At 62.1% G+C, this 25991-nt stretch carries 24 protein-coding genes; 9 read left to right on the top strand and 15 right to left on the bottom strand.

Going from position 1 to position 25991, the window contains the following annotated elements:
* Positions 1 to 227 precede the first annotated feature (227 nt).
* Genes AC1DVW_RS23620 through AC1DVW_RS23610 form a run of 3 tightly spaced genes read right to left on the bottom strand, consistent with a single transcriptional unit; the run spans position 228 to position 3794 of the window.
* Positions 228 to 1178, bottom strand: coding sequence for a diacylglycerol kinase catalytic domain-containing protein (locus tag AC1DVW_RS23620; RefSeq protein ID WP_477326340.1), 951 nt, complete (start codon positions 1176 to 1178; stop codon positions 228 to 230).
* Positions 1179 to 1182: 4 nt separating this feature from the next.
* On the bottom strand, positions 1183 to 2076 hold the full coding sequence (locus AC1DVW_RS23615; RefSeq protein WP_477326338.1) for an SPFH domain-containing protein: 894 nt from the start codon (positions 2074 to 2076) through the stop codon (positions 1183 to 1185).
* A gap of 35 nt (positions 2077 to 2111) precedes the next feature.
* Complete coding sequence (locus tag AC1DVW_RS23610; RefSeq protein ID WP_477326336.1) at positions 2112 to 3794, bottom strand: NAD+ synthase; 1683 nt, start codon at positions 3792 to 3794, stop codon at positions 2112 to 2114.
* A 338-nt stretch (positions 3795 to 4132) separates the two neighbouring features.
* Between AC1DVW_RS23610 and AC1DVW_RS23605 the strand changes: the two genes are divergently transcribed.
* Positions 4133 to 4558, top strand: coding sequence for a hypothetical protein (locus AC1DVW_RS23605; RefSeq protein ID WP_477326334.1), 426 nt, complete (start codon positions 4133 to 4135; stop codon positions 4556 to 4558).
* 14 nt (positions 4559 to 4572) lie between these two features.
* Entirely contained in the window at positions 4573 to 5529 is a 957-nt protein-coding gene (locus AC1DVW_RS23600; RefSeq protein ID WP_477326332.1) for a tetratricopeptide repeat protein, read from the top strand.
* Between the two features lie 174 nt (positions 5530 to 5703).
* Here AC1DVW_RS23600 and AC1DVW_RS23595 read toward each other — a convergent pair whose 3' ends face one another.
* Positions 5704 to 6417 carry a DNA-3-methyladenine glycosylase I gene (locus AC1DVW_RS23595; protein WP_477326330.1) on the bottom strand — a complete coding sequence of 238 codons (714 nt, stop codon included), beginning with the start codon at positions 6415 to 6417 and terminating at the stop codon, positions 5704 to 5706.
* Positions 6418 to 6513: 96 nt separating this feature from the next.
* Between AC1DVW_RS23595 and AC1DVW_RS23590 the strand changes: the two genes are divergently transcribed.
* Together AC1DVW_RS23590 and AC1DVW_RS23585 are read left to right on the top strand one after the other, a co-directional pair.
* Positions 6514 to 7071 (top strand): DUF1003 domain-containing protein, encoded by a 558-nt coding sequence (locus AC1DVW_RS23590; RefSeq protein ID WP_477326328.1) that lies wholly within the window; start codon positions 6514 to 6516, stop codon positions 7069 to 7071.
* On the top strand, positions 7068 to 7673 hold the full coding sequence (locus AC1DVW_RS23585; RefSeq protein WP_477326326.1) for a DedA family protein: 606 nt from the start codon (positions 7068 to 7070) through the stop codon (positions 7671 to 7673). The genes AC1DVW_RS23590 and AC1DVW_RS23585 overlap by 4 nt, the downstream gene beginning before the upstream one ends.
* Positions 7674 to 7689: 16 nt before the next feature.
* Here AC1DVW_RS23585 and AC1DVW_RS23580 read toward each other — a convergent pair whose 3' ends face one another.
* From AC1DVW_RS23580 to AC1DVW_RS23570, 3 genes are all read right to left on the bottom strand, one after another.
* Positions 7690 to 8283, bottom strand: coding sequence for a hemerythrin domain-containing protein (locus tag AC1DVW_RS23580; protein ID WP_477326324.1), 594 nt, complete (start codon positions 8281 to 8283; stop codon positions 7690 to 7692).
* Between the two features lie 40 nt (positions 8284 to 8323).
* Positions 8324 to 8683, bottom strand: a complete 360-nt coding sequence (locus AC1DVW_RS23575; protein ID WP_477247279.1) for a diacylglycerol kinase — start codon at positions 8681 to 8683, stop codon at positions 8324 to 8326.
* Positions 8684 to 8775: 92 nt separating this feature from the next.
* On the bottom strand, positions 8776 to 9195 hold the full coding sequence (locus tag AC1DVW_RS23570) for a GFA family protein (protein ID WP_477326322.1): 420 nt from the start codon (positions 9193 to 9195) through the stop codon (positions 8776 to 8778).
* A gap of 333 nt (positions 9196 to 9528) precedes the next feature.
* Between AC1DVW_RS23570 and AC1DVW_RS23565 the strand changes: the two genes are divergently transcribed.
* The 3 genes from AC1DVW_RS23565 (at position 9529) to AC1DVW_RS23555 (ending at position 11802) form a co-directional block, all read left to right on the top strand.
* Entirely contained in the window at positions 9529 to 10599 is a 1071-nt protein-coding gene (locus AC1DVW_RS23565; protein WP_477326320.1) for a GGDEF domain-containing protein, read from the top strand.
* A 92-nt stretch (positions 10600 to 10691) separates the two neighbouring features.
* The gene (locus AC1DVW_RS23560) at positions 10692 to 11075 is read left to right on the top strand and encodes an antitoxin Xre/MbcA/ParS toxin-binding domain-containing protein (RefSeq protein ID WP_477326319.1); all 384 of its coding nucleotides are present in this window, start codon (positions 10692 to 10694) and stop codon (positions 11073 to 11075) included.
* A complete protein-coding gene (locus tag AC1DVW_RS23555) occupies positions 11035 to 11802 on the top strand; it encodes an RES family NAD+ phosphorylase (protein WP_477326317.1) in 768 nt (255 codons plus the stop codon). The genes AC1DVW_RS23560 and AC1DVW_RS23555 overlap by 41 nt, the downstream gene beginning before the upstream one ends.
* Before the next feature lie 157 nt (positions 11803 to 11959).
* On the opposite strand, the gene AC1DVW_RS23550 is transcribed toward AC1DVW_RS23555, so the two are convergent.
* From AC1DVW_RS23550 to AC1DVW_RS23535, 4 genes are all read right to left on the bottom strand, one after another.
* Positions 11960 to 12664 (bottom strand): hypothetical protein, encoded by a 705-nt coding sequence (locus tag AC1DVW_RS23550; protein WP_477326315.1) that lies wholly within the window; start codon positions 12662 to 12664, stop codon positions 11960 to 11962.
* A 189-nt stretch (positions 12665 to 12853) separates the two neighbouring features.
* Positions 12854 to 14227: a class II 3-deoxy-7-phosphoheptulonate synthase gene (locus tag AC1DVW_RS23545; protein ID WP_477247291.1), complete on the bottom strand. Its 1374-nt coding sequence runs from the start codon at positions 14225 to 14227 to the stop codon at positions 12854 to 12856.
* Between the two features lie 130 nt (positions 14228 to 14357).
* Positions 14358 to 17849 (bottom strand): transcription-repair coupling factor, encoded by a 3492-nt coding sequence (mfd, locus tag AC1DVW_RS23540; protein ID WP_477326313.1) that lies wholly within the window; start codon positions 17847 to 17849, stop codon positions 14358 to 14360.
* Positions 17850 to 17862: 13 nt separating this feature from the next.
* Positions 17863 to 18150: an FAD assembly factor SdhE gene (locus AC1DVW_RS23535; protein ID WP_477326311.1), complete on the bottom strand. Its 288-nt coding sequence runs from the start codon at positions 18148 to 18150 to the stop codon at positions 17863 to 17865.
* Between the two features lie 93 nt (positions 18151 to 18243).
* On the opposite strand from AC1DVW_RS23535, the gene recG reads away from it, so the two are divergent.
* The gene (recG, locus tag AC1DVW_RS23530; RefSeq protein WP_477326309.1) at positions 18244 to 20352 is read left to right on the top strand and encodes an ATP-dependent DNA helicase RecG; all 2109 of its coding nucleotides are present in this window, start codon (positions 18244 to 18246) and stop codon (positions 20350 to 20352) included.
* Here recG and AC1DVW_RS23525 read toward each other — a convergent pair.
* From AC1DVW_RS23525 to AC1DVW_RS23510, 4 genes are all read right to left on the bottom strand, one after another.
* Entirely contained in the window at positions 20304 to 21062 is a 759-nt protein-coding gene (locus AC1DVW_RS23525; protein ID WP_477277308.1) for a DUF502 domain-containing protein, read from the bottom strand. The genes recG and AC1DVW_RS23525 overlap by 49 nt on opposite strands.
* 80 nt (positions 21063 to 21142) lie before the next feature.
* Positions 21143 to 22966 (bottom strand): glutamine--fructose-6-phosphate transaminase (isomerizing), encoded by a 1824-nt coding sequence (gene glmS, locus AC1DVW_RS23520; RefSeq protein ID WP_477326307.1) that lies wholly within the window; start codon positions 22964 to 22966, stop codon positions 21143 to 21145.
* Between the two features lie 190 nt (positions 22967 to 23156).
* Complete coding sequence (gene glmU, locus AC1DVW_RS23515) at positions 23157 to 24515, bottom strand: bifunctional UDP-N-acetylglucosamine diphosphorylase/glucosamine-1-phosphate N-acetyltransferase GlmU (protein WP_477247304.1); 1359 nt, start codon at positions 24513 to 24515, stop codon at positions 23157 to 23159.
* A 125-nt stretch (positions 24516 to 24640) separates the two neighbouring features.
* Positions 24641 to 25387, bottom strand: a complete 747-nt coding sequence (locus AC1DVW_RS23510) for a cytochrome c biogenesis CcdA family protein (RefSeq protein WP_477277301.1) — start codon at positions 25385 to 25387, stop codon at positions 24641 to 24643.
* Positions 25388 to 25582: 195 nt separating this feature from the next.
* Between AC1DVW_RS23510 and AC1DVW_RS23505 the strand changes: the two genes are divergently transcribed.
* Positions 25583 to 25960, top strand: a complete 378-nt coding sequence (locus AC1DVW_RS23505) for a COG4315 family predicted lipoprotein (protein WP_477247308.1) — start codon at positions 25583 to 25585, stop codon at positions 25958 to 25960.
* The last annotated feature ends 31 nt before the right edge of the window (positions 25961 to 25991 follow it).

Below are 25991 nucleotides of genomic sequence, written 5' to 3'. Positions count from 1 at the left end.
CCGGCTTTGCCACAGAGGTAAAAACCTCGTAGCGCGCCGTCTGAGACCTAGGCTTCGCGGCCTCGCAGAATAATGTCAAATCCTGGCATTCGGTCCTCCCAAAGGGGAATCGCGGAGACGTTCTTATACGGACGGCTCGACGCCTCGCCAAGATGAAGTCCTGCCGAAAGCGCATCTGGTCTAACCAGTGAGACGAATTTGCAACAACGACGCTCAGCCTGTCGGGCTCACGGCACCACGAGATAAGCCTTCTGATCGGCGATGCCGATCGACATATCCGTGCCGGAATTGAAATCGACGAAATCCATTTCCATGCCGTCGCTGAAAACCACGCCGCCCTTGCTCAGCCGCGAAGACACGACAAGCGGACGGTCGCGGGTGATGACGCCATGCACCAGGGATACGCCTGTCGTCTTGCTCGGAAACGGTTCCCGCACCGAAAAGAAGAGCTGCTCGCCCTCCCGGTCGTAGCCCTGCGGCGGCACTGTCGGCACCGAGGTATCGCCATAGGCCGCGGCAAGACCGGCGGCGCCCGCCATGACCGAGCGCAGCCAGCCGGTCGAGCCGGCGCCGGTCGAAATGATGATGCCGCTCGACGACTGGCGCTCGGTCCTGCCGTCGTAGCTGAGATCATAGCGCGTCGAGACATGCGTGCGGGCGCCGACAAACAGGTCATTGAAGGCGAGCAGCCGGCGCCCATCCCTGGAGCGCGCCTCGGCCATAACCACGGCCTGCCGGCGCGCCTTGCCGGAAATCGTCATCGCCAGCACGCGTTCGGTGTCGTCGGCGCGCCACGGCAGGAGAGCACCGTCGAAAAGCGCCGGATCCGGATTGATGCCGATCAGCGGTTGGTGCGGCAGATATTTCGCGGTGTTGGAGACCAGCCCGTCCTGGCCGAGCGCAATCACCACATCGGTTGTGAATTCGAACTGCGGCACAAGTTCGCGGTCCAGCCGCAATTGCTTGAGACCGGCGGGAAGCGAACCCATGACGATATCGAGCGCCCGATGATAGGTATCGTGCGCGGCCTTGACCGGATCGAAATTCATGCCGGCCTGGCGGAGATAGAAGCGGGCCTGGCCTTGCGTGTTGAAGCGCGCCGTCAGTTCCTCGAGCTCGGTCTTGCGGGTGACGACGATCACCCGGTCGATCGGCCTGTCATTGCCCTCGCTGGCCACTAGATCACTTCGAAGGCCCGGCTTTCGCCGGCGTGGCGAGCTGGCTGAGCGCGCTGGTCAGCATGTCCGGCGTGATCGACAGATTGCCGACCGAACCGCCCTTCTCCGCCCAGGCCTTGAAGGCCATCGCCGTCAGCACATTGGCTGGCGCCGAAGAATAGACGGTGAGCTCGAGCTGCTGCGCCTTGGCGTCCGCCTCGGCAAGCGTCAGCTTGTTGCGCGCCTCGGTGTCGACCAGCACCTTGTTGCGCTCGGCCAGCTCGATCTCGGTGGCCAGCTCGCTCTGTTTGATCTCGCGCTCTTTTTCCACGGCATGCGCCCGGCGCGCATAGATCGCTTCGTCCGCCTGGCGCTGCAGGGTCTCGCGGTACTCGGTCTGCAGGGCCTGCCGGATCTCAGGTGTCGGCTGCGCCGATGTGATGTGGACTTCTTCGATCGACAGCCCTGCCGTCGACGCGATCGGATCGCTGCGCAGCAATTCGGCCAGATTGCCCCCGAGCTTCGTCACCTCGGCCAGCGCCTGCTCCAGGCTCATGCGCGAGACCACGGCGCGCGCATGGCTCTGGATCGCGAGCACGAGGCGTTCGGCGATCTTCTCACGGCCATCGCCGGCAATATCGGCGCGTCTGAGCCTGGCGCTGAAATCAAAACCTTCCGATGCCTTGACCGGATCGACGATGCGGTAGCTGACCGAACCCTGGATCGCCAGATCCTGGAAGTTCGCCGTCGTTTCGGTGAAGATGAAGGGGTTGTCGAGCGACGTCACCGGCACCATCGCGATGGTGGTGCCGAGCGTGCCGTACCAGAAGCTGATGCCGCGCCCCTGCTCTAGGATCTTGCCGTTCTTGAAGCGGACGATGTGATACTCAGGCGTTCCCCTGAAATAACTGACAAACATGCACGCCCCCAGGTTCATCAAATCAAAACAGATGTTTACCCGCGATCCCTGAATCGATTGGTGATCGGATAACGGCGGTCGCGGCCAAAGTTCTTCCGGGTGATCTTTACACCGGGTGCTGCCTGCCGGCGCTTGTATTCGGCAATGTAGAGCAGGTGCTCGATGCGCGTCACCGTCGCCCGGTCGTGGCCGCGCGCGACGATGTCGTCGACGCCCATCTCGTTCTCGACCAGGCATTCCAGAATGTCGTCCAGCACCGGATAGGGTGGCAGCGAATCCTGGTCCGTCTGGTTCTCGCGCAGTTCGGCCGAAGGCGCCTTGTCGATGATGTTTTTCGGAATCACCTCGCCTGAGGGCCCGAGCGCACCTGGCGGCACATGGCCGTTGCGCCAGCGCGACAGCGCATAGACCTGCATCTTGTAGAGGTCTTTTATGGGATTGAAGCCGCCATTCATGTCGCCATAGAGCGTGGCGTAGCCGACCGACATCTCGCTCTTGTTGCCGGTGGTGACGACCATCGAGCCGAACTTGTTGGAGATCGCCATCAGGATGGTGCCGCGCGCGCGACTCTGCAGATTTTCCTCGGTGATGCCTTCCTTGGTGCCCTCAAACATCTGCGTCAGCGTGTGCAGGAACCCTTCGACCGGCTCGAAGATCGGTACGATGTCATAGCGGCAGCCAAGCGCACGGGCGCAATCCTCGGCGTCCTTGAGAGAATCCTTCGAGGTGTAGCGGTAAGGCATCATCACGGCGCGCAGCCGCTCCTCGCCAAGCGCATCGACGGCGAGCGCGGCACAGATCGCCGAATCGATGCCGCCGGAAAGGCCGAGCACGACGTTCTTGAAACCGTTCTTGTTGACGTAGTCGCGCAGGCCCAGCATGCAGGCGCGGTAATCCGCCTCCTCGCGCTCCGGGATTTTCGACATCGGCCCTTCCGAGCAGACCCAGCCACCATCCGTGCGTTTCCAGGTTGTGACGTCGACCGTCTCCTCGAACTGGCTCATCTGGAAAGCCAGCGTCTTGTCGGCGCCGATGGCAAAAGAGGCGCCGTCGAAGATCAACTCATCCTGGCCGCCCATCTGATTGGCGTAGATCATCGGCAGACCGGTTTCGATGACCTGGCGGATGACGACCTGATGGCGCACGTCGATCTTGGCGCGATAATAGGGCGAGCCGTTCGGCACCAGCAGGATTTCCGCCCCGCTTTCGGCCAGCGTCTCACAGATGCCGACGTCGCCCCAGATGTCCTCGCAGATTGGAACTCCGATGCGCACGCCACGGAAATTGACGGGTCCCTGAGCCTCGGGCCCGGCCTGGAAGACGCGCTTCTCGTCGAACTCGCCGTAATTCGGCAGATCGAGCTTGTAGCGCTCGGCAAGGATCTTGCCGCCATCGGCAAAGATGATCGAATTGTGGGTGCCGCTCTTGCGCTTCAGCGGCGTGCCGATGATGACGCCGGGTCCACCATCTGCGGTGTCGGCGGCAAAGTCCTGCGCCGCCTTTTCACAGATCTTCAGGAAGGCCGGCTTCAGCACCAGATCCTCCGGCGGGTAGCCGGCGAGAAACAGCTCGGTGAAAAGCACGAGGTCGGCGCCCTGGCGGGCGGCATCCGCCCTCGCCTCGCGCGCCTTGGCAAGATTGCCGGCGACGTCGCCGACCGTCGGGTTGAGCTGGGCAACTGCGATGCGCAGAATATCGGGAGCGGTCTTCTTGGTCATGCCTGCTGACTTAGCGCGACAAAATTCAGCGGGCAATGCCGTTCGTTTGGACCAATCCGGACTGATCGAATTCGACCACGTCCAGGACCGAATGACATGTGTCATTCGTGTCCTGACCTGATGGCGACCAGCCTATTCGCCCATATATTCGCGCAGTGTGTCAGGCGAATGGTTCTCGCCGGTCGACATCGCCAGGATGCGCAAAATATGCCGGCCGCGGCAGCCGGGTTTCCGCCGCACTGCGATGGGATCAGCTGACGCAAAGTTGATCTCCATCCCAGATTGACTTCAAAGAGGCGCAGCAGAATTCCTTCTAGCCAAGCGAAAGGGAGGAAGGAATGGCTGAAGAGGTCAATCCAAACAACGCTGCTGAGGCTGGGGCCGAAGTTACCAAGACAGACGGCATTACGCATGGTCCCATTACTATTGATCAATTCTGGGATGATAACCCGTTCATCATGCCTTGGATGGAAGAATATCTCCCAATAAATCGTATGTGGAAAGATGGAATATTCGTGGCATATAATTGCTTCTTTGGTGTTGTCATAATGATTATACTATCAAAGATACTTTTAATTCCGGACAAAGTGGTCATTGCTCCGGGATTTATTATTATGATTTGGGATTCATATCTTTTGGCAAAGTTTAATACGAGAATGGCCCGTGCGCAGGGAAGATTTATTAGAGCCAAGCTGAATGAGAGATCCTTTTCCGAAAGGGTTCGGATCGGGGTGCTGGGAATCAAGGAATGGTTGAACCCGTAAATCGGAGACCCACCATGCAGAGCTGTTCGAAGTTGCTTTGTTTCGTCTCCGGCATGCTGGTGGCCGGCGTCGCCAATGCTGGGCAAGCGGAACGGGCCTATAAAAGAGGAGACTACGCAGCGGCTGTCTTGTTGTGGAGCGTCCTGGCTAACACCGGTGATCCCAAAGCGCAGGACAATCTTGGCACTGCTTACGCCGAAGGGCACGGTGTCACACAGGATTACGATCAAGCTGCGGCTTGGTACCGTAAGGCAGCAGACCAGGGTGATGCCCAGGCAGGGGAAAATCTCGCCAATCTTTACGACCGTGGCCAAGGCGTCAAACAGGACTATGCCGAAGCCGCAATTTGGTATCGCAAAGCTGCCGATCAAAGATTAGCAGCCGCTCAAACCGGTCTCGGATTGCTGTACAGATATGGAAGAGGCGTTCCACAGGACTATAAAGAAGCTGACACGTGGTTCCGTGAGGCCGCTGATCAAGGAACGGCCATTGCCCAATACTTTCTGGGATTGGCTTACCTCAAAGGTCAAGGCGTCGCCCAGGACTATGCTCAGGCAATCGCATGGTATCGCAAAGCGGCGGAACAAGGAGATGCCCTGGCGCAGCATGATCTTGGTGTAGTGTATGCGAAGGGCCTAGGCGTTGCGATTGACTACGCCCAGGCCGTCTCTTGGTTCCAGAAGGCTGCGGACCAGGGGAATGCGGGTGCTGAGTACGACCTTGGTGTTTCGTACTACAAGGGGCTAGGGGTCCCCTTAGACTATGTGCAGGCCGTCTCTTGGTTCCAGAAGGCTGCGGACCGGGGGAATGCGGGTGCTGAGTACGACCTTGGAGTAGCATACCTGGATGGCCATGGTGTGAAGCAGGATAATGCCCACGCTCTCATTTTGATTCGCAAGGCTGCTGATCAAGGGGATCCCACTGCCAAGGCCAATCTTATCAAGTTAGAGCCACCGGCAAAAAAGGCCTAGGTTGGGCCATTCCAATTTCCCAGAAGCCCTGCTCTTGTAGGAACAACTGTATCCAACGATCCGTGTCTCACAAGAGTTTCGTTGACATTTTAGGAATTCTGTCCCGCAATCCTTGGGAGGCTATTGGGAAGGGCTCCAAATTTAATCGGATACCGGCAGCGTCAAATCACCAGCCTATTCGCCCATATATTGGCGCAGCGATTGCGGCGAATGGTTCTCGCCGATCGACATCGCCAGGATGCGCGAAATATGCCGGCGCGGCAGCCGGGTTTCTGCAGCCCAGACATTGATCTGAACCTGGATCTTGTCGAGATCCCGCTTCGAAGTCGGGCTTTCGGCGATGTCGAGCCCCGCATCGCGCAATGCTGCCGCCATATCGGCCGAGATGACGAACGCATCCCACCCCAGCCAGCGCAGAAAATACTGGCCGGTGTTGCCGCCGAGCCGGCTGCCATGTTTGCCGAGATACGCCATCAGCCCGACTTGGTCGTCATCAGGCCACTCCGCGAGGAATTTGCCGAAACCGCCATGCTCCTTCGACACCCGCTCGACAAAGACGGCGTTGTCGCGCACGGCTTTGATTTTTTGCGGGTTGCGTACGATGCGTTGATCAGCCGTCAGATCGTGCCAGAAATCATCGGGCTGGAACAACAGCCGCTTTGGCTCGAAGCGAAGGAAGGCTTCTTCGAAACCGGGCCATTTCTGTTCGATGACGCGCCAGACGAAACCGGCGGCAAAGACGCGCTCGGCCATGACGGACAGGATGCGATCATCCGCGATGTCGGCGACGGCGGCATTGTCGGGCGCCGGGCCCAGCAGCGACGAAAGCTCCCCCTCACCGCCCTTGCGTTTGGCGGCGCGGGCGCGGATTTTCGCGAAATCGGGCATTTTGCTTCCCATCCTCACGCCACGCTTTTGACGGAGCGCCATCTTCCTATATGCAAACATGGCTGCCAAGCCGATGCTTTTCCTATGGAGACATCCATGAACAAGACCGTGCCGGAACTCGCCAACCGCTGGCTGAAGCGAACGCCGGAGGCTCTCAGCGAGCTTGAGCGACGCGTGCTGCAAAGCACCGTCGACCGCAAGCCGATATCGCAAGACATCAACCAAAATCTTGCCGGCCTTCAGGGCGCGGGCGATCGTATCGCCGATGCCATCGCCCGCGTCGGCGGCTCATGGTCGTTCATCCTGTCATTCATCGCCTTCCTGATCCTCTGGATCGGTGGCAATTGGTGGCTGCTGGGGCAAAGTTCGTTCGACCCCTACCCCTTCATCTTCCTCAACCTTGTGCTCTCCATGATCGCCGCCCTGCAGGCGCCGGTGATCATGATGTCGCAGAACCGCCAGGCCGCGCGCGACCGCATCGACGCCGCGCACGACTATGAGGTCAATCTCAAGGCCGAGATCGAGATCATGGCGCTGCATGAAAAGCTGGACGAGCTGCGCCACAGCCAGATCATCGGCATGCGCGACGAGATCGCGCAGATTGCCGATCGGCTCAAGCGGATCGACGAACGGCTGATGCCGCAGACCTCATGACGGAGACGATCCATCATCTCATTGAGCAGTATGGGCTGATCGCCGTCTTTCTCGGCTGCGTCGCCGAGGGTGAAAGTGCCGCCATCCTCGGCGGCTTCTTCGCGCACCAGCACGTTTTCGTCCCGTGGCAGGCTTTCCTCGCAGCCGCCCTCGGCGCCTTCGTCGGCGACACCTTCTTCTTCATTCTCGGGCGAAGCTTTGCCGACCATCCTTACGTTCTCAAACTGAAAGCCAGGCCGGGCTTCAATCACGCTTACCGTCTGGTCTCCTCGCATCCCAACATCTTCGTGCTGTCGAACCGCTACATCTACGGCCTGCGCCTGGTCGGCGGCATTGCCGCCGGCTTTGCCAGCATCACGGTGACACGCTTCGTCATTCTCAACGCCATCTCGTCGCTGGTCTGGGCGGCATTGTTCTGCACCATCGGCTATGTCTTCGGACTGGGTGCTGAGCGTATCGTCGGCCAGGCACTGCATCGTCACGAACGGCTGTTGGTGGCGCTCGCCATCGGGCTTGTCGTCGCCATCCTTGCCTGGGTCCTCGCCCGCTTGGTCGCCAAGAAGGAGCGCGCCAAGGACACCCGCGACAGCGAAGCCACGTAGCGGCGAGCCACGTAGTTCAGTCGTCGTCCCCGATCAAGGCGCGGTCGCCGCGGTCGAGGATCAGCGGGATGATCAAATCCTCCTCGTCAGCCAGATGCCGCTTCAGCATGGCGATCAGCCGACCGTTCTCGTCGGCATAAGCGTCCGCCGCAAAGCGCTGCTTGTCGTCGCTCTCCTGCAGCGTCCTGATGAAGGCGTTCGCCGTTTCGGCATTGCGCTCCAGCCCCTCGTGGATCGTGTGGTGATCGGCATCGAGGATCTCGAAGCCGCGTTTCAGCCGCGGCTCGGCTTTGGCGAAGACCGGGAAGTATTGATAGTCCTCGACATTGTGGTGGCCGTCGAGGTTACCAAGAAAATGGTTGAGGCGCGGCGCGAACCAGCGGGCGAAATCCGGCGCCGTCAGCCTGCCCTCGCGATAGTCGCCAATGCCGTTGCTGAGCATGCCGCCGAGCTCGCGGAACATATCGTGCCGCTGCAGCCACATGTTCGCCATGCCATGGATGTTGGCGTGGCCCTGCCAGGTTTCGCGCGGATACTTTTCCGTCAGCCAGCGCAGATCGTCCGGCAGGCCCGCCCGCTCAAGCAGTAAGAAATCGGTGGCCTCGGCCATGACAGTCTCCTTTGGAAACCGTCATGTAGTGCGTCAATTGTCAGATCGGTAGTCCCGTGATGCGCTCGATGATGGCGATCCCCCAGACACCGGCGACGATCAGCACCGAAATCAGCACCGCCAGCGAACCACAATCCTTGGCCAGCTGGATATCGACGTTGAACTCCCGGCTGAACGCATCGCAGGCCGCCTCGATGCCGGTGTTCAGAACCTCGACCATGATCAAAAGCAGCACCGCGCCGACCAGCAGCGCATAGCCGCGCCACGACACCGAGACGAACCAGCCAAGCGGCAAGGCAAGCACCAGCAGCATCAGCTCCTGCTGAAAAGCCTTTTCGCTGGCAGCCAGCTTGCGAAACGCCCGCACTGAATTGAAGAAAGCATCGATAAGCCGCTGCATGCTCAAATCCCCTGGAATCACCGGCAGGGGATAACGCAATGGCTGGATCAAGGGAATAAGGCAGCTGCTTCAAAAATCGTAGGCCCGCAAAGTCACTCTTCGGCGACCTTGACCGACGGCGTCGACTTCTCGAACTGCGGCAGCGCGTCGTCGATCGCATAATAGTCGCCCTTGTCGCCGACGAAGATGTGGCACTGACCCTCGAGCCCGGTGGGCTTGTCGAACAACCCGGCCATGACCGAAACATAGGTGTCGTCGCGCGGCTTCCAGAACAGCAGCGAGCCGCATGTCTTGCAAAAACCGCGTTTGGCAAACGAAGACGCCTCGTACCAGCTGATGCTATCGGTGCCCGCTATCGTGATGTTTTCATCGAGGACATTGGTTGCGGCGTAGAAATGCCCACTCTGCTTGCGGCATTGCGAGCAGTGGCAATAGACCACTCCGCGCAACGCTCCCCGCGTCTTGAAGCGCACCGCCCCGCACAGGCATGATCCGCTGTGATTGTCATCCATCCCGGCCTCCATTTGATAGCGCCATTCATGGCTTCGCCACACTGGCAGGATTCCAGTCCTGCTGCGTACAGGCAAATGCGACACGGCGCGGGCGTGTTTCGAATGCCCGCTGCACGGCAGCAAACACTTTGCAGCCTGAGGTAGAGAAAACGTCCTGAACCACGTGACATTAAGGAAACTTTAGCGCCCCCGCATCTATGGTCCTTGCAGCGAAAGTCGTGATAGGGGACGCGGCTTTTCGAAGGTTGACCTGGAATTCGGCTCACGCCCCCGTCGGCGATATCTTGCACTCGCAGGTCTGCGAAGGCTCCCAGGGGGTAGAGTGAACAGAACATGCAGCCGGTAGCCGTCCAGACCGACCGAAACGCCGACATCGCAACCAATGTTGTGACGACCATGCGCCAGCTCGGCGTGCTCGGCCTGCCGCGCAACTATGAAATCTTCTACGAGGCGCTGAACGGCACCAATCGCGAGCTCAGCCTTGCCGTCGTCTCGTTGAGCAACCGGCCGACGCAAGAGGAACTGGACCAGATCGGCCGCACCTTCTTTGCGCAGCATCATGGTCCCGGCATTGTCGAGCAGGCGCGTGACGTCCTTGCCAGCGAGCTGGAGGATATCGCCGCGCTGCTGCGCAACGAACGCAGCCATATCGAGAAATACGGCAGGATCCTCGACGAGACGTCGAGCGGACTTTCCAACCGCAGCCTGCTTTCGCAAGATCTGCTGCAAAAGGTCGTCAGCGCCATATCTGCGGCCACCAACTCGACGATCGACCACGGCAAGCAGGTTGCCAGCACGCTGAGCGACAAGACGGCCGAACTCGAGAGCGTCAAGTCCAAGCTCGAAGAGTATAAGCGGCTCGCCGACACCGATCCGTTGACCCACATCTGGAACCGTCGCGCCTTCGACAAGCAGATCACCAGGATCTACACCAGCAACAAGGGCATCCTGTTCAACGCCCTGGTCCTTGCCGACATCGACCGCTTCAAGGACATCAACGATCGCTACGGCCACCCGGTCGGCGACAAGATCATCCAGATTGTTGCCGACATTTTCCAGACCAGCATTGCCGCCGACATGTTCGTGGCCCGAACCGGCGGCGAGGAATTTGCGCTCATCATCGAGGGCGTCAGCGAGGACACCACCTACGAGATCGCCGAGCGCATCCGCCAGCTGATCGAACAGACGCCGTTCACCAGCAGCCAGACCGGCACCAACTATGGCACCGTCACGGTATCCATGGGCATCTGCATGGCATCCGAGGCCGAAAGCGCCGAGGACCTGTACACCAAGGCGGACCGGGCGCTCTATCGCTCCAAGGTCAGCGGGCGCAACCGCGTGACCAAGCATTCGGCGATGGCCGGCCGTGCCGGCAAAAGCTGGCTGCTTTACAAGAAGGACTGACCCTTCTGTCGGCCGCACCCCGAATTGTTTTGATCCAGCATCTTTCCATATGAATTTTTGTGGACTATATTTCCCACAGAAATGGAAAGACCATGTCCGTGACACAACCCCACATCGCTGCCAATGCAGCCGAAAATGCGGTCCTGACCAAGGCCACGCTGCGCGCCGCCGACCTTCTGGACATAACCGCCAGGGTGCTGGCGTCCGTCATCGGCGTTTCGGAAGCCACGGTTTCACGCATGCGCCGGCAGGAGTTCCTGCTGGAGCGTGGCACCAAGCCGTTCGAGCTTGCGGTGCTGTTCGTGCGGCTGTTCCGCTCGCTCGACGCCATTGTCGGCGGTGACGAGACCGTTGCCCGCGCGTGGCTGAAGAACGCCAATACGGCGTTCGACGGCAGCCCGCTGGAAAAAATCCTGACCATATCAGGGCTTGTCGATGTCATTGCCTATCTGGACTCCCGACGCGCTCTCGTCTGAGCGCCTCGACGGCAAATACTGGCGCATGGTCGAGGCGCAGCATCGTGTCTCGACATTGAAAGTCGTCGACACGCTCGACGAGCAGGCGCTGCTGGAAGACCTGATCGAGGAAACCAAACCGCAGATCCCGCTCGAATGCCGGCATCTCCATTATCTCCTGGCGACGCCGTTCCGCTACGGCTCGGTCTATCCGCACGGCTCGCGCTTCCGCCGTGCCGGCAAGACCTTGGGCGTCTACTATGCCGCCGAAACCATGATGACCGCGGTTGCCGAAATGGCCTTCTACCGGCTGCTGTTCTTTGCCGAATCCCCGGATACGCCCTGGCCACGCGACGCGGCCGACTACACCGCCTTCGCCGCCGCCATCAAATGTGCCAACGCCATCGACCTGACGCGGCCGCCGCTCGATCGCGATGCCGCGGCGTGGACGCATCCGACCGACTATACCGCTTGCCAGTCCATTGCCGATGTCGCGCGCGAGGCCGGCATGCAGGCAATCCGCTATCGCTCGGCGCGTGACCCCAAGGGCGCCAACATCGCACTGCTGACCTGCAAGGGGTTCGCCAAGGCAAAGCCGCTGGAGCCGCAGACCTGGCGCATCCGCCTCGGCGCCTTCGGCGTGCAGGCGATCTGCGAATTCCCGGAAAAGCGCATCGAGTTTTCCAGGACCGCCTTTGCCGCCGATCCCCGACTGAATGGACTGCGCTGGGAACGCGGGCGCAAATAGCTCCAGCTCGGCTCCAAGGTGTGTTGAGATTCAGGTCAGGCCGAGTCGAAAATGGCGGATTCCGAGAACCGGAGCGGAGCGTACTTTTCGTACGTGAGCACCGGAAGCGCAGGAAGCCGCCATTTGCAGGCCGGCATCACCTGAATACCGACACAGCTTACGCGAGGATGTTGACGGCACGCGCCGCCACCAGCGCGATCGTCAGCAGCGAGATCATCGCCTCCGCCATCATCAGCAGCTTGGCGCGCTGGCTGAGCGGCAAGGTGTCGGTGGGCGAGAACGCCGTCGCGTTGGTGAAGGCCAGGAACACGTAGTCGACAAAGCCGGGCAGCCAGTCATGGGTTTCGCGGTCGGGCAGCGTCATTTGCGGGAACAGGAAGTCGGCCTGCGCGCGCTTGACCAGACCGCAGGTCGGCGGCCCGCCCCGGTCGGTGCTCCAGAACCATAGAGCAAACACGATGACGTTGGTCACCCAGATGTTCAGCGCGTCGACCAGCAACGTCGTTCCGGCGCCGGCGTGGCCTTCGAGCAGCGCCTTGACCAGCAGAACCAGCGCCCCGCAGTTCATGATGCTGATGACGCCGGTCGTGACCAGTGCCGTCCGGCGGATGTAGACGCGAAACCGGCCGATCGCATACCAATGCTCGTGGTCGACGGCCTTCTGCGTCGCCATTTGTGTCCAGGCGGTCGCGATCGACAGCGGTACAAGCAGGGTCGCCTCGATCACAGGCGCCAACCAGCGCGGCCCGAACGACAAATCGTTGATGACGAGAAGCTGCAGGCAGATGATGACGAGGACCGCAGCGCGCGCCGACCAGAAGTCAAGCGCGCGGTGGTGGGTGATGGCATGCTCGTGGCGCATGGTGTTGGCGACCGGATGGAGAGGGCTCGGAGCTTCCGCGTTCCGCCCCAATCTTGGTTTTGCAATGGTCGCGTGCGAACACATTTTCGTATGCTCGGATGTGATGACGGCCCGCCATGCATCGCCGCGAAACGAAAAAGCGCCGGATTTCTCCAGCGCTTTTGATCAACCAAACTCAAGCCGGCAGGCTTAGCCGTTTGCAACCTGCTTGTGCTGCACCGGATGGCTCTTCTTGAGCAGGTCCGAGACCAGGAACGCCAGTTCGATCGCCTGGTCGGCGTTGAGGCGCGGGTCGCAATGGGTGTGGTAGCGATCCTGCAATTCCTCGGCGGTGATGGCGCGAGCGCCACCAGTGCATTCGGTGACGTTCTTGCCGGTCATCTCGACATGGATGCCGCCCGGATGCGTGCCTTCGGCGCGATGCACCTCGAAGAAGGTCTGCACCTCCTTGAGAATGCGGTCGAACGGCCGCGTCTTGTAGCCGGCGGCCTCGATGGTGTTGCCATGCATCGGGTCCGACGACCACACCACGCTGCGGCCTTCCTTCTTCACCGCGCGCACCAGCTTCGGCAGATGGTCGGCGACCTTGTCGGAGCCGAAGCGCGCGATCAGCGTCAGCCGGCCCGGTTCGTTTTCCGGATTGAGCAGGTCGATGAGCTGCAGCAAACCGTCCGGCGTCAGCGACGGACCGCATTTCAGACCGAGCGGGTTCTTGATGCCGCGGCAGTATTCGACATGCGCATGGTCGGGCTGGCGCGTGCGGTCGCCGATCCAGATCATGTGGCCTGACGTTGCATACCAGTCGCCGGAGGTGGAATCGACGCGGGTCAGGGCTTCCTCGTAGCCCAGCAGCAGCGCTTCATGGCTGGTATAGAAATCGGTCTCGCGCAGCGCGTAGTTGGTCTCCGAGGTGATGCCGACGGCCTTCATGAAGTCCATCGTCTCGGTGATGCGATTGGCCAGCGACTCGTATTTTTCGCCCTGCGGGCTGTCGGAGACGAAGCCGAGCATCCAGCTGTGCACGTTCTCCAGGCTGGCATAGCCGCCCTGCGCGAAGGCGCGCAACAGGTTGAGCGTCGCCGCCGACTGGCGGTACGCCATCTCCTGCCGTGCGGGATCCGGAATACGCGACTTGGCGTCGAACTCGATGCCGTTGATGATGTCGCCGCGGTAGCTCGGCAGCGTCACATCGCCCTTGGTCTCGTTGTCGGACGAGCGCGGCTTGGCGAACTGGCCAGCGACACGGCCGACCTTGACCACCGGCTGCGCGCCGGCAAAGGTCAGCACCACAGACATCTGCAGGAAGACGCGGAAGAAGTCGCGGATGTTGTCCGCGCCATGTTCGGCAAAGCTCTCGGCGCAATCGCCGCCTTGCAGAAGGAATGCGTCACCGGCAGCGACAGAAGCAAGCTGCTTCTTCAGCTTGCGCGCCTCACCTGCAAAAACCAGCGGCGGAAAGGTGGCGAGCTGGGCTTCCGTGTTCTTGAGCGCGGTGAGATCCGGATAAGCAGGAACCTGCTTGATCGGCATCGATCTCCAGGAATTCGGCGACCATTTCGTCATCGTTGCACCCAACGCTCTTTCCCGCGAACACCCGCGTCCGCCATTTCAGCCCCTATATGGGGTGGCGGCTCCATACACGAAGCCGATTTCCTATTCTAGACCGGAATTTCAGCGCTGGCGAATGAGCCGGCTATGCCGCAGCCAGCCGCGCCAATTGCGTCATCACCACGGCCGAACCCGCCAACCGCTTTTCGGCCGTCGGCCAGTCGCGGGCAAAGACGACGCTGTGGTCCGGCCGGATCTTGGCCAGCGAGCCCTGCTCGCCGATGAATTTGACCAGCCCGACCGGGTTGGAAAACTCGCGCTTGCGGAAGTGGATGACGACGCCCTTTGGCCCGGCATCAAGCTTTTCGACATTCGCCTTGCGGCAGAGCGCCTTGATGAAGACGATCTTCAACAGATGCTTCACCTCCTCCGGCAACGGGCCGAAGCGGTCGATCAGCTCGGCGCCGAAGGCGTCGATCTCCTCGGTGTTTTCGAGATCGCCGAGGCGGCGATAGAGCGCCAGCCTGAGCTGCAGGTCCGGCACATAGCTTTCCGGGATCATCACCGCCGTGCCGACGGCGATCTGCGGCGACCAGCCGCCATCCTGCACCTCGCCGGAATCCTTCACTTCGGCGACCGCCTCTTCCAGCATCTGCTGGTAGAGCTCAAAGCCGACCTCCTTGATGTGGCCGGACTGTTCTTCGCCCAGAAGATTGCCGGCGCCGCGGATGTCGAGGTCGTGGCTGGCGAGCTGGAAGCCGGCGCCGAGCGTATCCAGCGACTGCAGCACCTTCAGCCGGCGTTCGGCGGTGTCGGTCAGCTTGCGGTTGGCCGGCAGCGTGAACAGTGCATAGGCGCGCACTTTCGAGCGGCCGACGCGGCCACGCAGCTGATAGAGCTGCGACAGGCCGAACATGTCGGCGCGATGCACGATCAGCGTGTTGGCGGTCGGGATGTCGAGGCCGGATTCGACGATCGTCGTCGACAACAGCACATCGTACTGACCGTCATAGAAGGCGTTCATGATGTCGTCGAGTTCGCCGGGTGGCATCTGGCCGTTGGCCACCGCCACTTTCAATTCCGGAACGGATTCGCGCAGGAAATCATGGATTTCGGCGAGATCGCTGATACGCGGCACGACATAGAAGGAATGGCCGCCGCGGTAGCGCTCCCTGAGCAAGGTCTCGCGGATGACCAGCGGATCGAAGGGCGAGATGAAGGTGCGCACCGCCATGCGGTCGACCGGCGGCGTGGCGATCAGCGACAGTTCGCGCACGCCGGTCAGCGCGAGTTGCAGCGTGCGCGGGATCGGCGTTGCCGACAGCGTCAGCACGTGGACATCGGTCTTCAGATCCTTCAGCCGCTCCTTGTGCTTGACGCCAAAGTGCTGCTCCTCGTCGATGATCAAAAGGCCAAGGTTCTTGAACGAGATCGCGGAACCGAGCAGCGCATGGGTGCCGATGACGATGTCGACCTGGCCTTCGGCGATGCCTTTCTTGGTCTCAGCCAGTTCCTTGGCGCCGACCAGCCGCGAGGCCTGCCCGACGCGGATCGGCAGGCCGGAAAAACGCTGCGAAAACGTCTTGAAGTGCTGGCGCGACAAAAGCGTCGTCGGCACCACCACCGCGACCTGAAAACCCTCCATGGCCGCGATGAAGGCCGCGCGCAGCGCCACTTCGGTCTTGCCGAAGCCGACATCGCCGCAGATCAGCCGGTCCATCGGCTTTCCGGCCGCCAGATCGTCCCTGACCGAGTCGATCGCCGTCTGCTGGTCGTCGGTTTCCTCATAAGGGAAGCGCGCGGCGAATTCGCCATAGAGCCCCTCCGCCGGCACCAGCGCCGGGGCGGCGCGCATCTGCCGCTCGGCGGCAATGCGAATCAACTGCCCGGCCATGTCGAGCAGGCGCTTCTTCAGCCGCGCCTTGCGCGATTGCCAGGCACCGCCGCCAAGTTTGTCGAGGGAGGCTTCGGCCGAATCCGAACCGTAGCGCGACAGAAGCTCGATGTTTTCCACCGGCAGGAACAGCCGGTCGTCGCCGGCATAGTGGATTTCGAGGCAGTCATGCGGCGCGCCGACCGCTTCGATGGTGCGCAGGCCTATGAAGCGGCCAATGCCGTGGTCGGCGTGGACGACGATGTCGCCCGCCGACAGCGACGAGGCCTCGGCGATGAAGTCGGACGCGCGCTTCTTGCGCTTGGAGCGCCGGATCAGCCGGTCGCCCAAAATGTCCTGCTCGGCGACGACGACCAGTTTTTCGGTCTCAAAACCGGATTCGAGCGGTAGCACGGCAAGTGCCGCTTGCCCCGGCTCGAGCTTTTCCGCCTCGGCCAGCGTCGCGACCTGGCTGAGGTTGCCAAGATGGTGCTCGGCGAGGATCTGGCCAAGCCGGTCGAGCGAGCCCTCGGTCCAGCCGGCAACGACGATGCGGCGGCGCGCCGCACGCTCGTCGGCAATGTGTTTGACGACGACGTCGAAGACGTTGACACCGGGATCGGCACGCTCCTCGACGAAGCTGCGGCCATGGCGCGAGCCGGCATGGTAGACCTTTTTGGCGCCGGCGTCGGGCGCGTCGAAAGGCGTGAAGTCGATCGCTTCGCGCGGCCCGAGCGACGCCACCAGGTTTTCCGGCGAAAGATAAAGCAAATCCGGCGGCACCGGCTTGTAGGGCACGGCATCCTTCAGCGCGCCGTCGGCCTGCTTCTTGCGCGCTTCGTAGTGGTCGAGGATCAGCGTATGGCGTTCGGCCAGCGCCTCATGCGCCAGATGATCGAAGACCACCGGTGTGTCAGGCAGATAGTCGAACACTGTCTCCAGCCGCTCGTAGAAGAACGGCAGCCAGTGTTCCATGCCAGCGAAGCGGCGACCTTCGCTGACCGCCGCATAGAGCCCGTCATCGCGCTGTGGCGCGCCAAAGGCCTCGATATAGGAGCGGCGGAAGCGGCTGATGGTCTCGGGCGTAAGCGCCACTTCGCTCATCGCCTGCAACGCCATCGATTTGCGCTGGCCGGTGGTGCGCTGGGTGGCGGCGTCGAAGACGCGGATCGATTCCAGAGTGTCACCGAAAAAATCGAGACGAAGCGCCTCGCTCCAGCCGGGCGCGAACAGGTCCAGAATGCCGCCGCGCACCGCGAACTCGCCAACGCCGCGCACGGTCGGCACCCGCTCGAAACCTGATGTTTCCAGCCGCGATACCAGCGCGTTCATATCGATCTGGTTGCCGGGCTTGGCATGGAAAGTCTGCGACTCGACGAGGTTTGCCGGCGGAATGCGCTGCAACAGCGCATTGGCGGTGGTCAGGATGACCGCACGGTGCGGCTTCTTGGCCAGCGCGATCATTGCCGTCAGCGCATCGAGCCGCTTGGCGGCAGCGTCGGAGCCGGGCGAGACACGGTCGTAGGGCAAACAATCCCAGGCCGGCAATTCGAGCACCGGCAGGCCGGGCGCGGCAAAGGCCAGCGCCTCGACGATCGACGGCAGCCGCTGGCCGTCGCGCGCCACGAACAGCACCGGCTTGTCGGGCGCGATCTCAAGTGCTGCCTGCACCAGCGCAAAGGCCTCGTAGCCGTCGGCAACGCCGTCGACGATGAACTGGCCGGCGCGGCCCTTCGGCAGGCCGATTGTAGGGATAAGGCTCATAAAATCACGTTTTTCAGAATGTCATGGAGCGGCGGGACGCCAGGATCTTTTGCAGGACCGCACAGTCGATCTCGAGGGGAACCGGGCGCTCGCCGGTGACCATGGGCAGGAATTCGGTGTCGGGAATGTCGAGGAGCCTCTCATATTGGTCGATTTCGTCGCCGGTAAAGGCGCCGATCTCGGCATCGGCGAAGCTGCCGAGGATGAGGTCCATCTCGCGCATGCCGCGATGCCAGGAGCGAAACAGCAGCTTACGGCGGCGGGCGTCGAGCCCCTCGCTTGATCGTGTCGTTCCGGTCATTGTGCCGCATCCCAAGTCGTGAACGGCGCATATAGCGTGGATAGAGGGCGGTGTCAGCCTTGCGCTGCGGCTGTCGCGACATAAGCTGACATCATGCGTCCTTCCATCCTCGATCCGCTGTTCGTCCCGATCACTTCGCTTGCCGGCGTCGGGCCGAAGGTTGGCACGCTGATTGAGAAGATCGTGCCGGCCGATCTTGGCGACCGCACTGCCCGCGCAGGCGACCTTTTGTTCGTGCTGCCGCACACGGTGATCGACCGCCGCAACCGGCCGGGCATCGCACTTGCCGCCGAAGGCGCCATCGTCACGCTCGACGTGCGCATCGACCGCCACCAGCCGCCGCCGCGCGGCAACCGCTCGGTGCCCTACCGCGTCTACGCCCATGACGACACCGGTGAGATCGGGCTGACCTTCTTCCATGCCCATGCCGCCTATCTCGAAAAGGCGATGCCGGTGGGCGAGCATGTGGTCGTGTCCGGCCGCATGGAATGGTTCAACGGCCGCCCGACCATGGTCCATCCCGACCATATCGCGCTGGCCGGCGACGCCGAAAACCTGCCGCTGGTCGAACCGGTCTATCCGCTCACCGCCGGCTTGTCAGGAAAAGTGCTGCGCCGTGCGATCGGCCAGGCGCTCGGAAGACTGCCGGAACTGCCGGAATGGCAAGACGATGCCTTTATGCGCAAGCAGACCTTCCCTGCCTTCGCCGATGCGCTTGCCCGCATTCACTATCCGGCGGATCCGATCGATGTCGCCATCGAGGGGGCGGCATGGCGCCGCCTAGCCTATGACGAATTGCTTGCCGGCCAGGTGTCGCTCGCTTTGGTGCGGGCAAAGGTGCGCCGCCGATCGGGCCGGCCGCTGGTCGGCGACGGCCGCATCGTCGAGAAATTGCGCGCTGCCCTGCCCTACAAGCTCACCGCTTCACAGGAGTTCGCCCTCGCCGAAATCAACGCCGATCTCGCCGACCCCGAACGCATGCTACGCCTGCTGCAGGGCGATGTCGGCTCGGGCAAGACGGTGGTGGCGCTGCTCGCCATGGCGCGCGCCGTCGAAGCCGGAGGCCAGGCGGCGCTGATGGCGCCGACCGAAATCCTGGCGCGTCAGCATCTTGCGACCATCACACCGCTGGCGGAACGAGCCGGCTTGCGCGTCGCCATCCTCACCGGCCGCGAAAAGGGCCGCGAGCGCACCGACACGCTTGCCGGTCTGGCGAGCGGAGAAATTGACATCGTCGTCGGCACCCACGCCCTGTTCCAGGAGACGGTGACCTACAACGACCTCGTCTTCGCCGTCGTGGACGAGCAGCACCGCTTTGGCGTCCACCAGCGGCTCGCCATCACCGCCAAGGGCGACGCGCCCGACATGCTGGTGATGACAGCAACGCCGATCCCGCGCACTCTGGTGCTGACCGCTTTCGGCGACATGGACGTCTCCAAGCTGACGGAGAAACCGGTTGGCCGCCGGCCGATCCGCACCGTCACGCTGCCGCTGGAGCGGCTCGACGAACTGGTCGGCCGCATGCTGGATGCCGTCGCCGATGGCCAGAAGATCTACTGGATCTGTCCACTGGTCGAGGAATCCGAAGAGATCAAGCTGATGTCGGCCGAGGACCGTTTCGCCTCGCTGCAGCCCCTGTTCGGCGACCGCATCGGCCTTGTCCATGGCCGCATGAAGGGCGCCGAGAAGGACGAGGCGATGCGCGCCTTCAAGCAAGGCGAGACACGCATCCTGATCGCCACAACAGTGATCGAAGTCGGCGTCGATGTGCCGGATGCGACAATCATGGTCATCGAGCACGCCGAGCGTTTTGGCCTCGCCCAGTTGCACCAGCTGCGCGGCCGGGTCGGGCGCGGCGACAAGCCCTCCTCCTGTGTGTTGCTCTACAAGGACCCACTCGGCGAGACGGCAAAACGCCGCCTGTCGGTGATGCGCGACACGGAAGACGGCTTCCGCATCGCCGAGGAGGATCTGAAACTGCGCGGCGAAGGCGAGTTGCTCGGCACCCGCCAATCCGGCACGCCGGGCTTCCAGGTAGCGCGCCTGGAAGTGCATGCCGACCTGCTCGAAGCCGCCCGTGACGATGCGCGTCTGGCCCTGTCGGGCGATCCCGAATTGCAGTCCGAGCGCGGCGAAGCCCTGCGGCTGTTGCTTTACCTGTTCGGCCGCGACGAAGCCGTGCGGCTCCTGCGCGCCGGATGAGACAAGGCGCCGATCGGCGGGTTGGCGAGATCTCCATCGATCTGCTCGCCGTTCAGCGTCACCAATTTGGCGTTGACCTCAGGCGCCACCAGCCCTGCCGAAACGATCAGCTTGGCCCCATCCTCGATCGTCATGTCGAGCAGCACGATGTCGGATTTCGGCACATACATCAGGAAGCCGGTGGTCGGGTTGGGGGTACACGGCATGAACACGGCGATCAGCGGATCGCCTTCCTGATCGAGCTTCTGGTTGATTTCGGTCTCTTTCTCGCTGGCGACGAAAACCAGCGACCAGACACCCTTGCGCGGATATTCGACCAGTCCGACCTGGCGGAACATGTCGCCCTTGTTCGACAGCACGGTTTCAAAAATCTGTTTCAGCGATCCATAGATGCCGCGCACCAACGGCATGCGGCCGAGCAGGCGCTCACCGAAATTGACGATGGCACGGCCGACGATGTTGGCGGTGAGAAAGCCGATCATGGTGATCAGGAACAGCGCCACGATCAGACCGAACCCCGGAACCTGGAACGGCAGATAGGTATCCGGGCTGTAGCGCGCCGGAATATAGGGCTTTACCCAGGAATCGACCCAGCCGACGACGGACCAGGCGATATAGGCGGTGATCGCCAGCGGCGCGCAGACGACAAAGCCCGTCAGGAAATAATTCCTCAGCCGGGTCATGCCGGAGGTTCGTGGGGCGTCGGACATGGGTCACCGGGGGCGCAGGTTGCACCGCAACACTAGTGAACCGGAAAGCGCTTTGGAACTGCGAAGTTTTTAAAGAACGCCTATTCCACCGTCACCGATTTCGCCAGATTGCGCGGCTGGTCGACATCGGTGCCCATGAACACGGCGGCGAAATAGGCCAGCATCTGGATCGGCAGCGCATAAATGATCGGCGAGATGATTTCCGGCACGTCGGGCAGGATGATCGTCTCCATCGTCTTCACGCTCGCCTGGGCCGCACCCTTGGCGTCGGTGATCAGGATGATCTTGCCGCCGCGTGCTGCCACTTCTTGCATGTTCGACACGGTTTTTTCGAAAATACGGTCATGCGGGGCGATGACGATGACCGGCATGTTCTCGTCGATGAGCGCGATCGGCCCATGCTTCAGCTCGCCGGCGGCATAGCCCTCGGCGTGGATATAGGAGATTTCCTTGAGTTTTAGCGCGCCTTCCATGGCCAGCGGGAAATTGGTGTCGCGGCCGAGATAGAGCACATCGGAGTAGCGCGACAGTTCGCGCGCGATCCTTTCGATCTGCGCTTCGAGTTTCAGCACCTGGTTGGCATAGCGAGGCGCTTCGGAGAGCTCCCGCACCAGGGTTTTCTCCTGCTCCTTCGAGATCGTGCCGCGCGCCACGCCGGCCCGCACCGCCAGCGATGCCAGCACCGAGAGTTGGCAGGTAAAAGCCTTGGTCGAGGCAACGCCGATCTCGGGGCCGGCGAGCGTCGGCAGCACCACGTCGGATTCGCGCGCCATGGTCGATTCACGCACATTGACGATCGCGCCGATCTTCATGCCTGCCTTGCGGCAATAGCGAAGCGAGGCCAGCGTGTCGGCGGTTTCGCCCGATTGCGAGATGAAGAAGGCGGCGTCATTCGCCGACAGCGGCATTTCGCGGTAGCGGAATTCCGAGGCGACATCGATGTCGACCGGCAGCCGCGCATAGCGCTCGAACCAGTATTTGCTGATCAGCCCAGCGAGATAGGCAGTGCCGCAGGCCGAGATCGCCAGCCGGCCGATTTTGGCAAAGTCGAACGGCAGGTCGAGCGGCTTCGAGACCCCACCAACGAAATCCACGTAGTGCGCCAGCGTGTGGGAGATCACCTCAGGCTGTTCATGGATTTCCTTTTCCATGAAATGGCGCCGGTTGCCCTTGTCGACCATGAAGCTGGTCGAGAGCGACTGCTGGCGCTTGCGTTCGACCTTCTTGCCATCCATGTCGAAGATGCTGACCCCGTCGCGGCGCACCACCGCCCAGTCGCCGTCTTCCAGATAGGTGATCGAATTGGTGAACGGGGCGAGCGCGATGGCGTCGGAACCGAGAAACATCTCGCCGTCGCCATGGCCGACGGCCAGCGGCGGGCCGTTGCGGGCGCCGACGATCAGGTCTTCGTCACCCCTGAACATGATGGCCAGCGCGAAGGCGCCTTCCAGGCGCTTCAACGCCTGGTGCGCGGCCTCGACCGGTTTCAGCCCCCTGGCCAGTTCGCGCGCCACCAGATGCGCCACCACCTCGGTGTCGGTCTGAGACGCGAAAGAATAGCCGTCGCGGATCAGCTCCTCGCGCAGTTCGGCGAAATTCTCGATGATGCCGTTGTGGACGATGGCGACGCCGTCGGAAAAATGCGGATGCGCATTGGTCTCGTTGGGCACGCCATGCGTCGCCCAGCGCGTGTGGCCGATGCCGATCGTGCCGTCGAGCGGCTCGTCCTTGAGCCGGCGCTCGAGGTTGACCAGCTTGCCCTCGGCGCGGCGGCGGCCGAGTTGGCCATGCTCGATGGTGGCGACGCCGGCGGAGTCATAGCCGCGATATTCGAGCCGCTTCAGCGCATCGACGATGAGCGGCGCCACCTGCGAATGGCCGACAATCCCAACAATACCGCACATGGCTGCTTGCCCCCGATTCCCTGCAGAAAACCCAGCGCTATTTAGGGATGGCCGGCCTGCCGCGAAAGTCACATTGCGTTTCGTCCCGTATCAGCCGGGACGCTTCTGCACCGATGCACCATGCCAGACCGCTCTTGCAATCCGGTTACTGCAATCATTCAGTTTTTTCAGGCGATCGACCTGAAAATATTCACTTTTTCTTCGCCGCCGCGACCGAAGCGAAACGCTCGCGTATTTCCTTGCCCTTGCCGGGAATGGTCTTCTGGCGGGCGCGGCCAAAGGCCAGCGCGTCGTCAGGCACGCTTTCGGTGATGACGCTGCCCGAGGCGATGTAGCTGCCCCTGCCGATCGTGAGCGGCGCCACCAGCGAGGAATTCGAGCCGATGAAAGCTCCTTCGCCGATATCGGTGAAGAATTTCGAGTAGCCATCATAGTTGCAGGTGATGGTGCCTGCGCCAATGTTGGCGCCCGGACCGACGCGGGCATCGCCGACATAGGTGAGGTGATTGACCTTGGCGCCCTCCTCGATGGTCGCCTTCTTGACCTCGCAGAAATTGCCGACCTTGGCTTTGTTCCTGAGATCGGCGCCCGGCCGCAGCCGCGCGAACGGCCCGACCTCGCAATTCGAGGCGATGGTGGCGCCTTCGAAATGGCTGAAGGCGTGGATCCTCGACGCCGTGCCGATCGTTACGCCCAGCCCGAACCAGACGTTGGGTTCGACGATGGTATCGGCGCCGATCTCGGTGTCGTGCGAGAAGTACACGGTTTCGGGCGCGATCAGCGTAACGCCGGAGAGCATCGCCGTGCGCCGCCGGCGCGTCTGCCAGATGCCTTCGGCCTCAGCCAGTTCCGCCCGGTTGTTGATGCCGAGCGCGTTTTCGAAGCTCGCCTCGGTGGCGACGACATCGAGGCCTTGCCCGCTGGCGATCTCGACAATATCGGTGAGGTAATATTCGCCCTTGGCGTTGGTGTTGCCGACGGCATCGAGCAGCTTCAGCGCCTGGCTGCCGGCAACCGCCATCAGCCCGCCATTGCAGAAGTTTATTGTCCGCTCCTCCTCGGAACAGTCCTTTTCCTCGCGGATGGCGACGAGCTTGCCGCCCTTTTCGATAAGCCGGCCATAGCCGGTCGGATTGGGCGTGCGAAAGCCGATGACGACGACGGCCGCACCTTCCGCCAGCTTCAGCCGCGCCACGGTCAATGCATCCGGATCGATCAGCGGCGTGTCCCCGAACATCACCAGCACATCGTCGTAACCCCTTGATATCGCAGCGCGCGCCGCCAGCACGGCATGTGCAGTGCCGAGGCGTTTTTCCTGAACGAAAGTCTCGGCCTTCGGTGCGAACTTCTGCGCCGCCTTGCGCATCTCGTCGGCGCCATGGCCGATCACCAGCGCCTGGTCGCCGGCGCCTGCGGCTTCGGCCGCCTTGACGACATGAGCGACCATCGGCAGCCCGGCGATCTGATGCAACACCTTCGGCAGCGCACTCTTCATGCGCGTGCCTTCGCCGGCGGCGAGGATGACGGACAGGCAGGATCTCTGGCTCATGGAATGGCAACCGTATGAAAAAGGATCAGGAATCGGAACTATCTAGCATTGGCGCCATGCTGAACCAATGCGGTTAAATTCCGGTGAGATGACAGAGCTGCTGACTCTCAATGAGACGGTCTAGCCTACCCCAGCTGCCCTAGCACCGGAAAATTCTCCAGCAGCCAGTAGGACGCGGCCTGCACGCCGCCGGTGAGGAAAAACACCCCGGCGATCACCAGCAGCGCGCCGATGGCCTTTTCGACGCGGCCGAGATGGACGCGGAATTTTCCGAGGAAGCGCATGAAGGCGCCGGAAAACAGCGCCGCGATCAGGAACGGGATGCCGAGCCCAAGCGAATAGGCGGCGAGCAGAGCCGCGCCCTCGCCCACCGTCTCGCGGCCACCGGCCAGCGTCAGGATCGGCCCCAGCACCGGGCCGATGCACGGCGTCCAGCCGAAGGCGAAGGCCAGCCCCATGACATAAGCGGCTATCAAGCTGGCCGGCTTGCCTTGCGACTGGAAGCGCGCCTCGCGTGACAAAAGCGGAATGCGCAAGATGCCGAGGAAATTCAGGCCCATCAAGATGATCAGCACACCGGCGGCCATCGCCAGCGGTTCCTGCCAGACGCGCAGCAAATGGCCAATGGTCGAGGCGCCGGCGCCGAGCGCCACGAACACTGTGGAGAAACCGAGCACGAAGGCGAGCGAGGAATAAAGCAGCGCACCGCGCGCACCTTCCCGTGCCGTCACGCCGGCCTCGCCGCGGAAATCGTCGACCGAGACGCCGGCCATGTAGCAGAGATAGGGCGGCACCAGCGGCAGCACGCAAGGCGACAGGAACGAGATCGCCCCTGCTCCGATCGCGCTGACATAGCCGATGTCCAATGCCATTTCCGTCTCCTGGTCTTGCGCTGCCATATAGCCGCGACCGTACCCGTCCGCCAATCACCATCGCGTGGCAAGTCGTCGCCATGCGCAAGAGGCCATACGCAAGCGGATTGCCTGGGAAGAAAGCGCAGCCGGGCAGCGTTTATCGAACGAGGCCGCGATTTTCCGCGCGCTTCTCGATCACCCAGGGAGATTCCGATGAAAACGATAACAGCAGGCTTGGCCGCGCTTTTGCTCAGCACCGCCGCATCCTTCGCCGCCGAAGCGTGGAAGGAAGCCGAGGTCGGAGGCGTCAAGATCTACACCGATGCCAACGGTATGACGCTCTATACCTATGACAAGGACGAGAAGGGCAAGACCAATTGCTACGACAAATGCGCCACCAACTGGCCGCCGCTGAAGGCCGAGGCCGGCGCCAAGGCGGATGACGAATGGAGCATCGTCGACCGCACCGACGGCACCAAGATGTGGGCCTATGACGGCAAGCCGGTCTACACCTTCATCAAGGACAAGAAGGCCGGCGATACGACCGGCGACGGTGTCGGCGAGGTCTGGCATATCGTCAAGGCCGACTGATTTTCGAACTGGATTCCCGCTCCATCGGCGG

This window comes from Mesorhizobium sp. P3_B5 (assembly GCF_056402815.1).
Note: the sequence above shows the minus strand (reverse complement) of the source record. Positions and strands in the feature narration are given on the sequence as shown.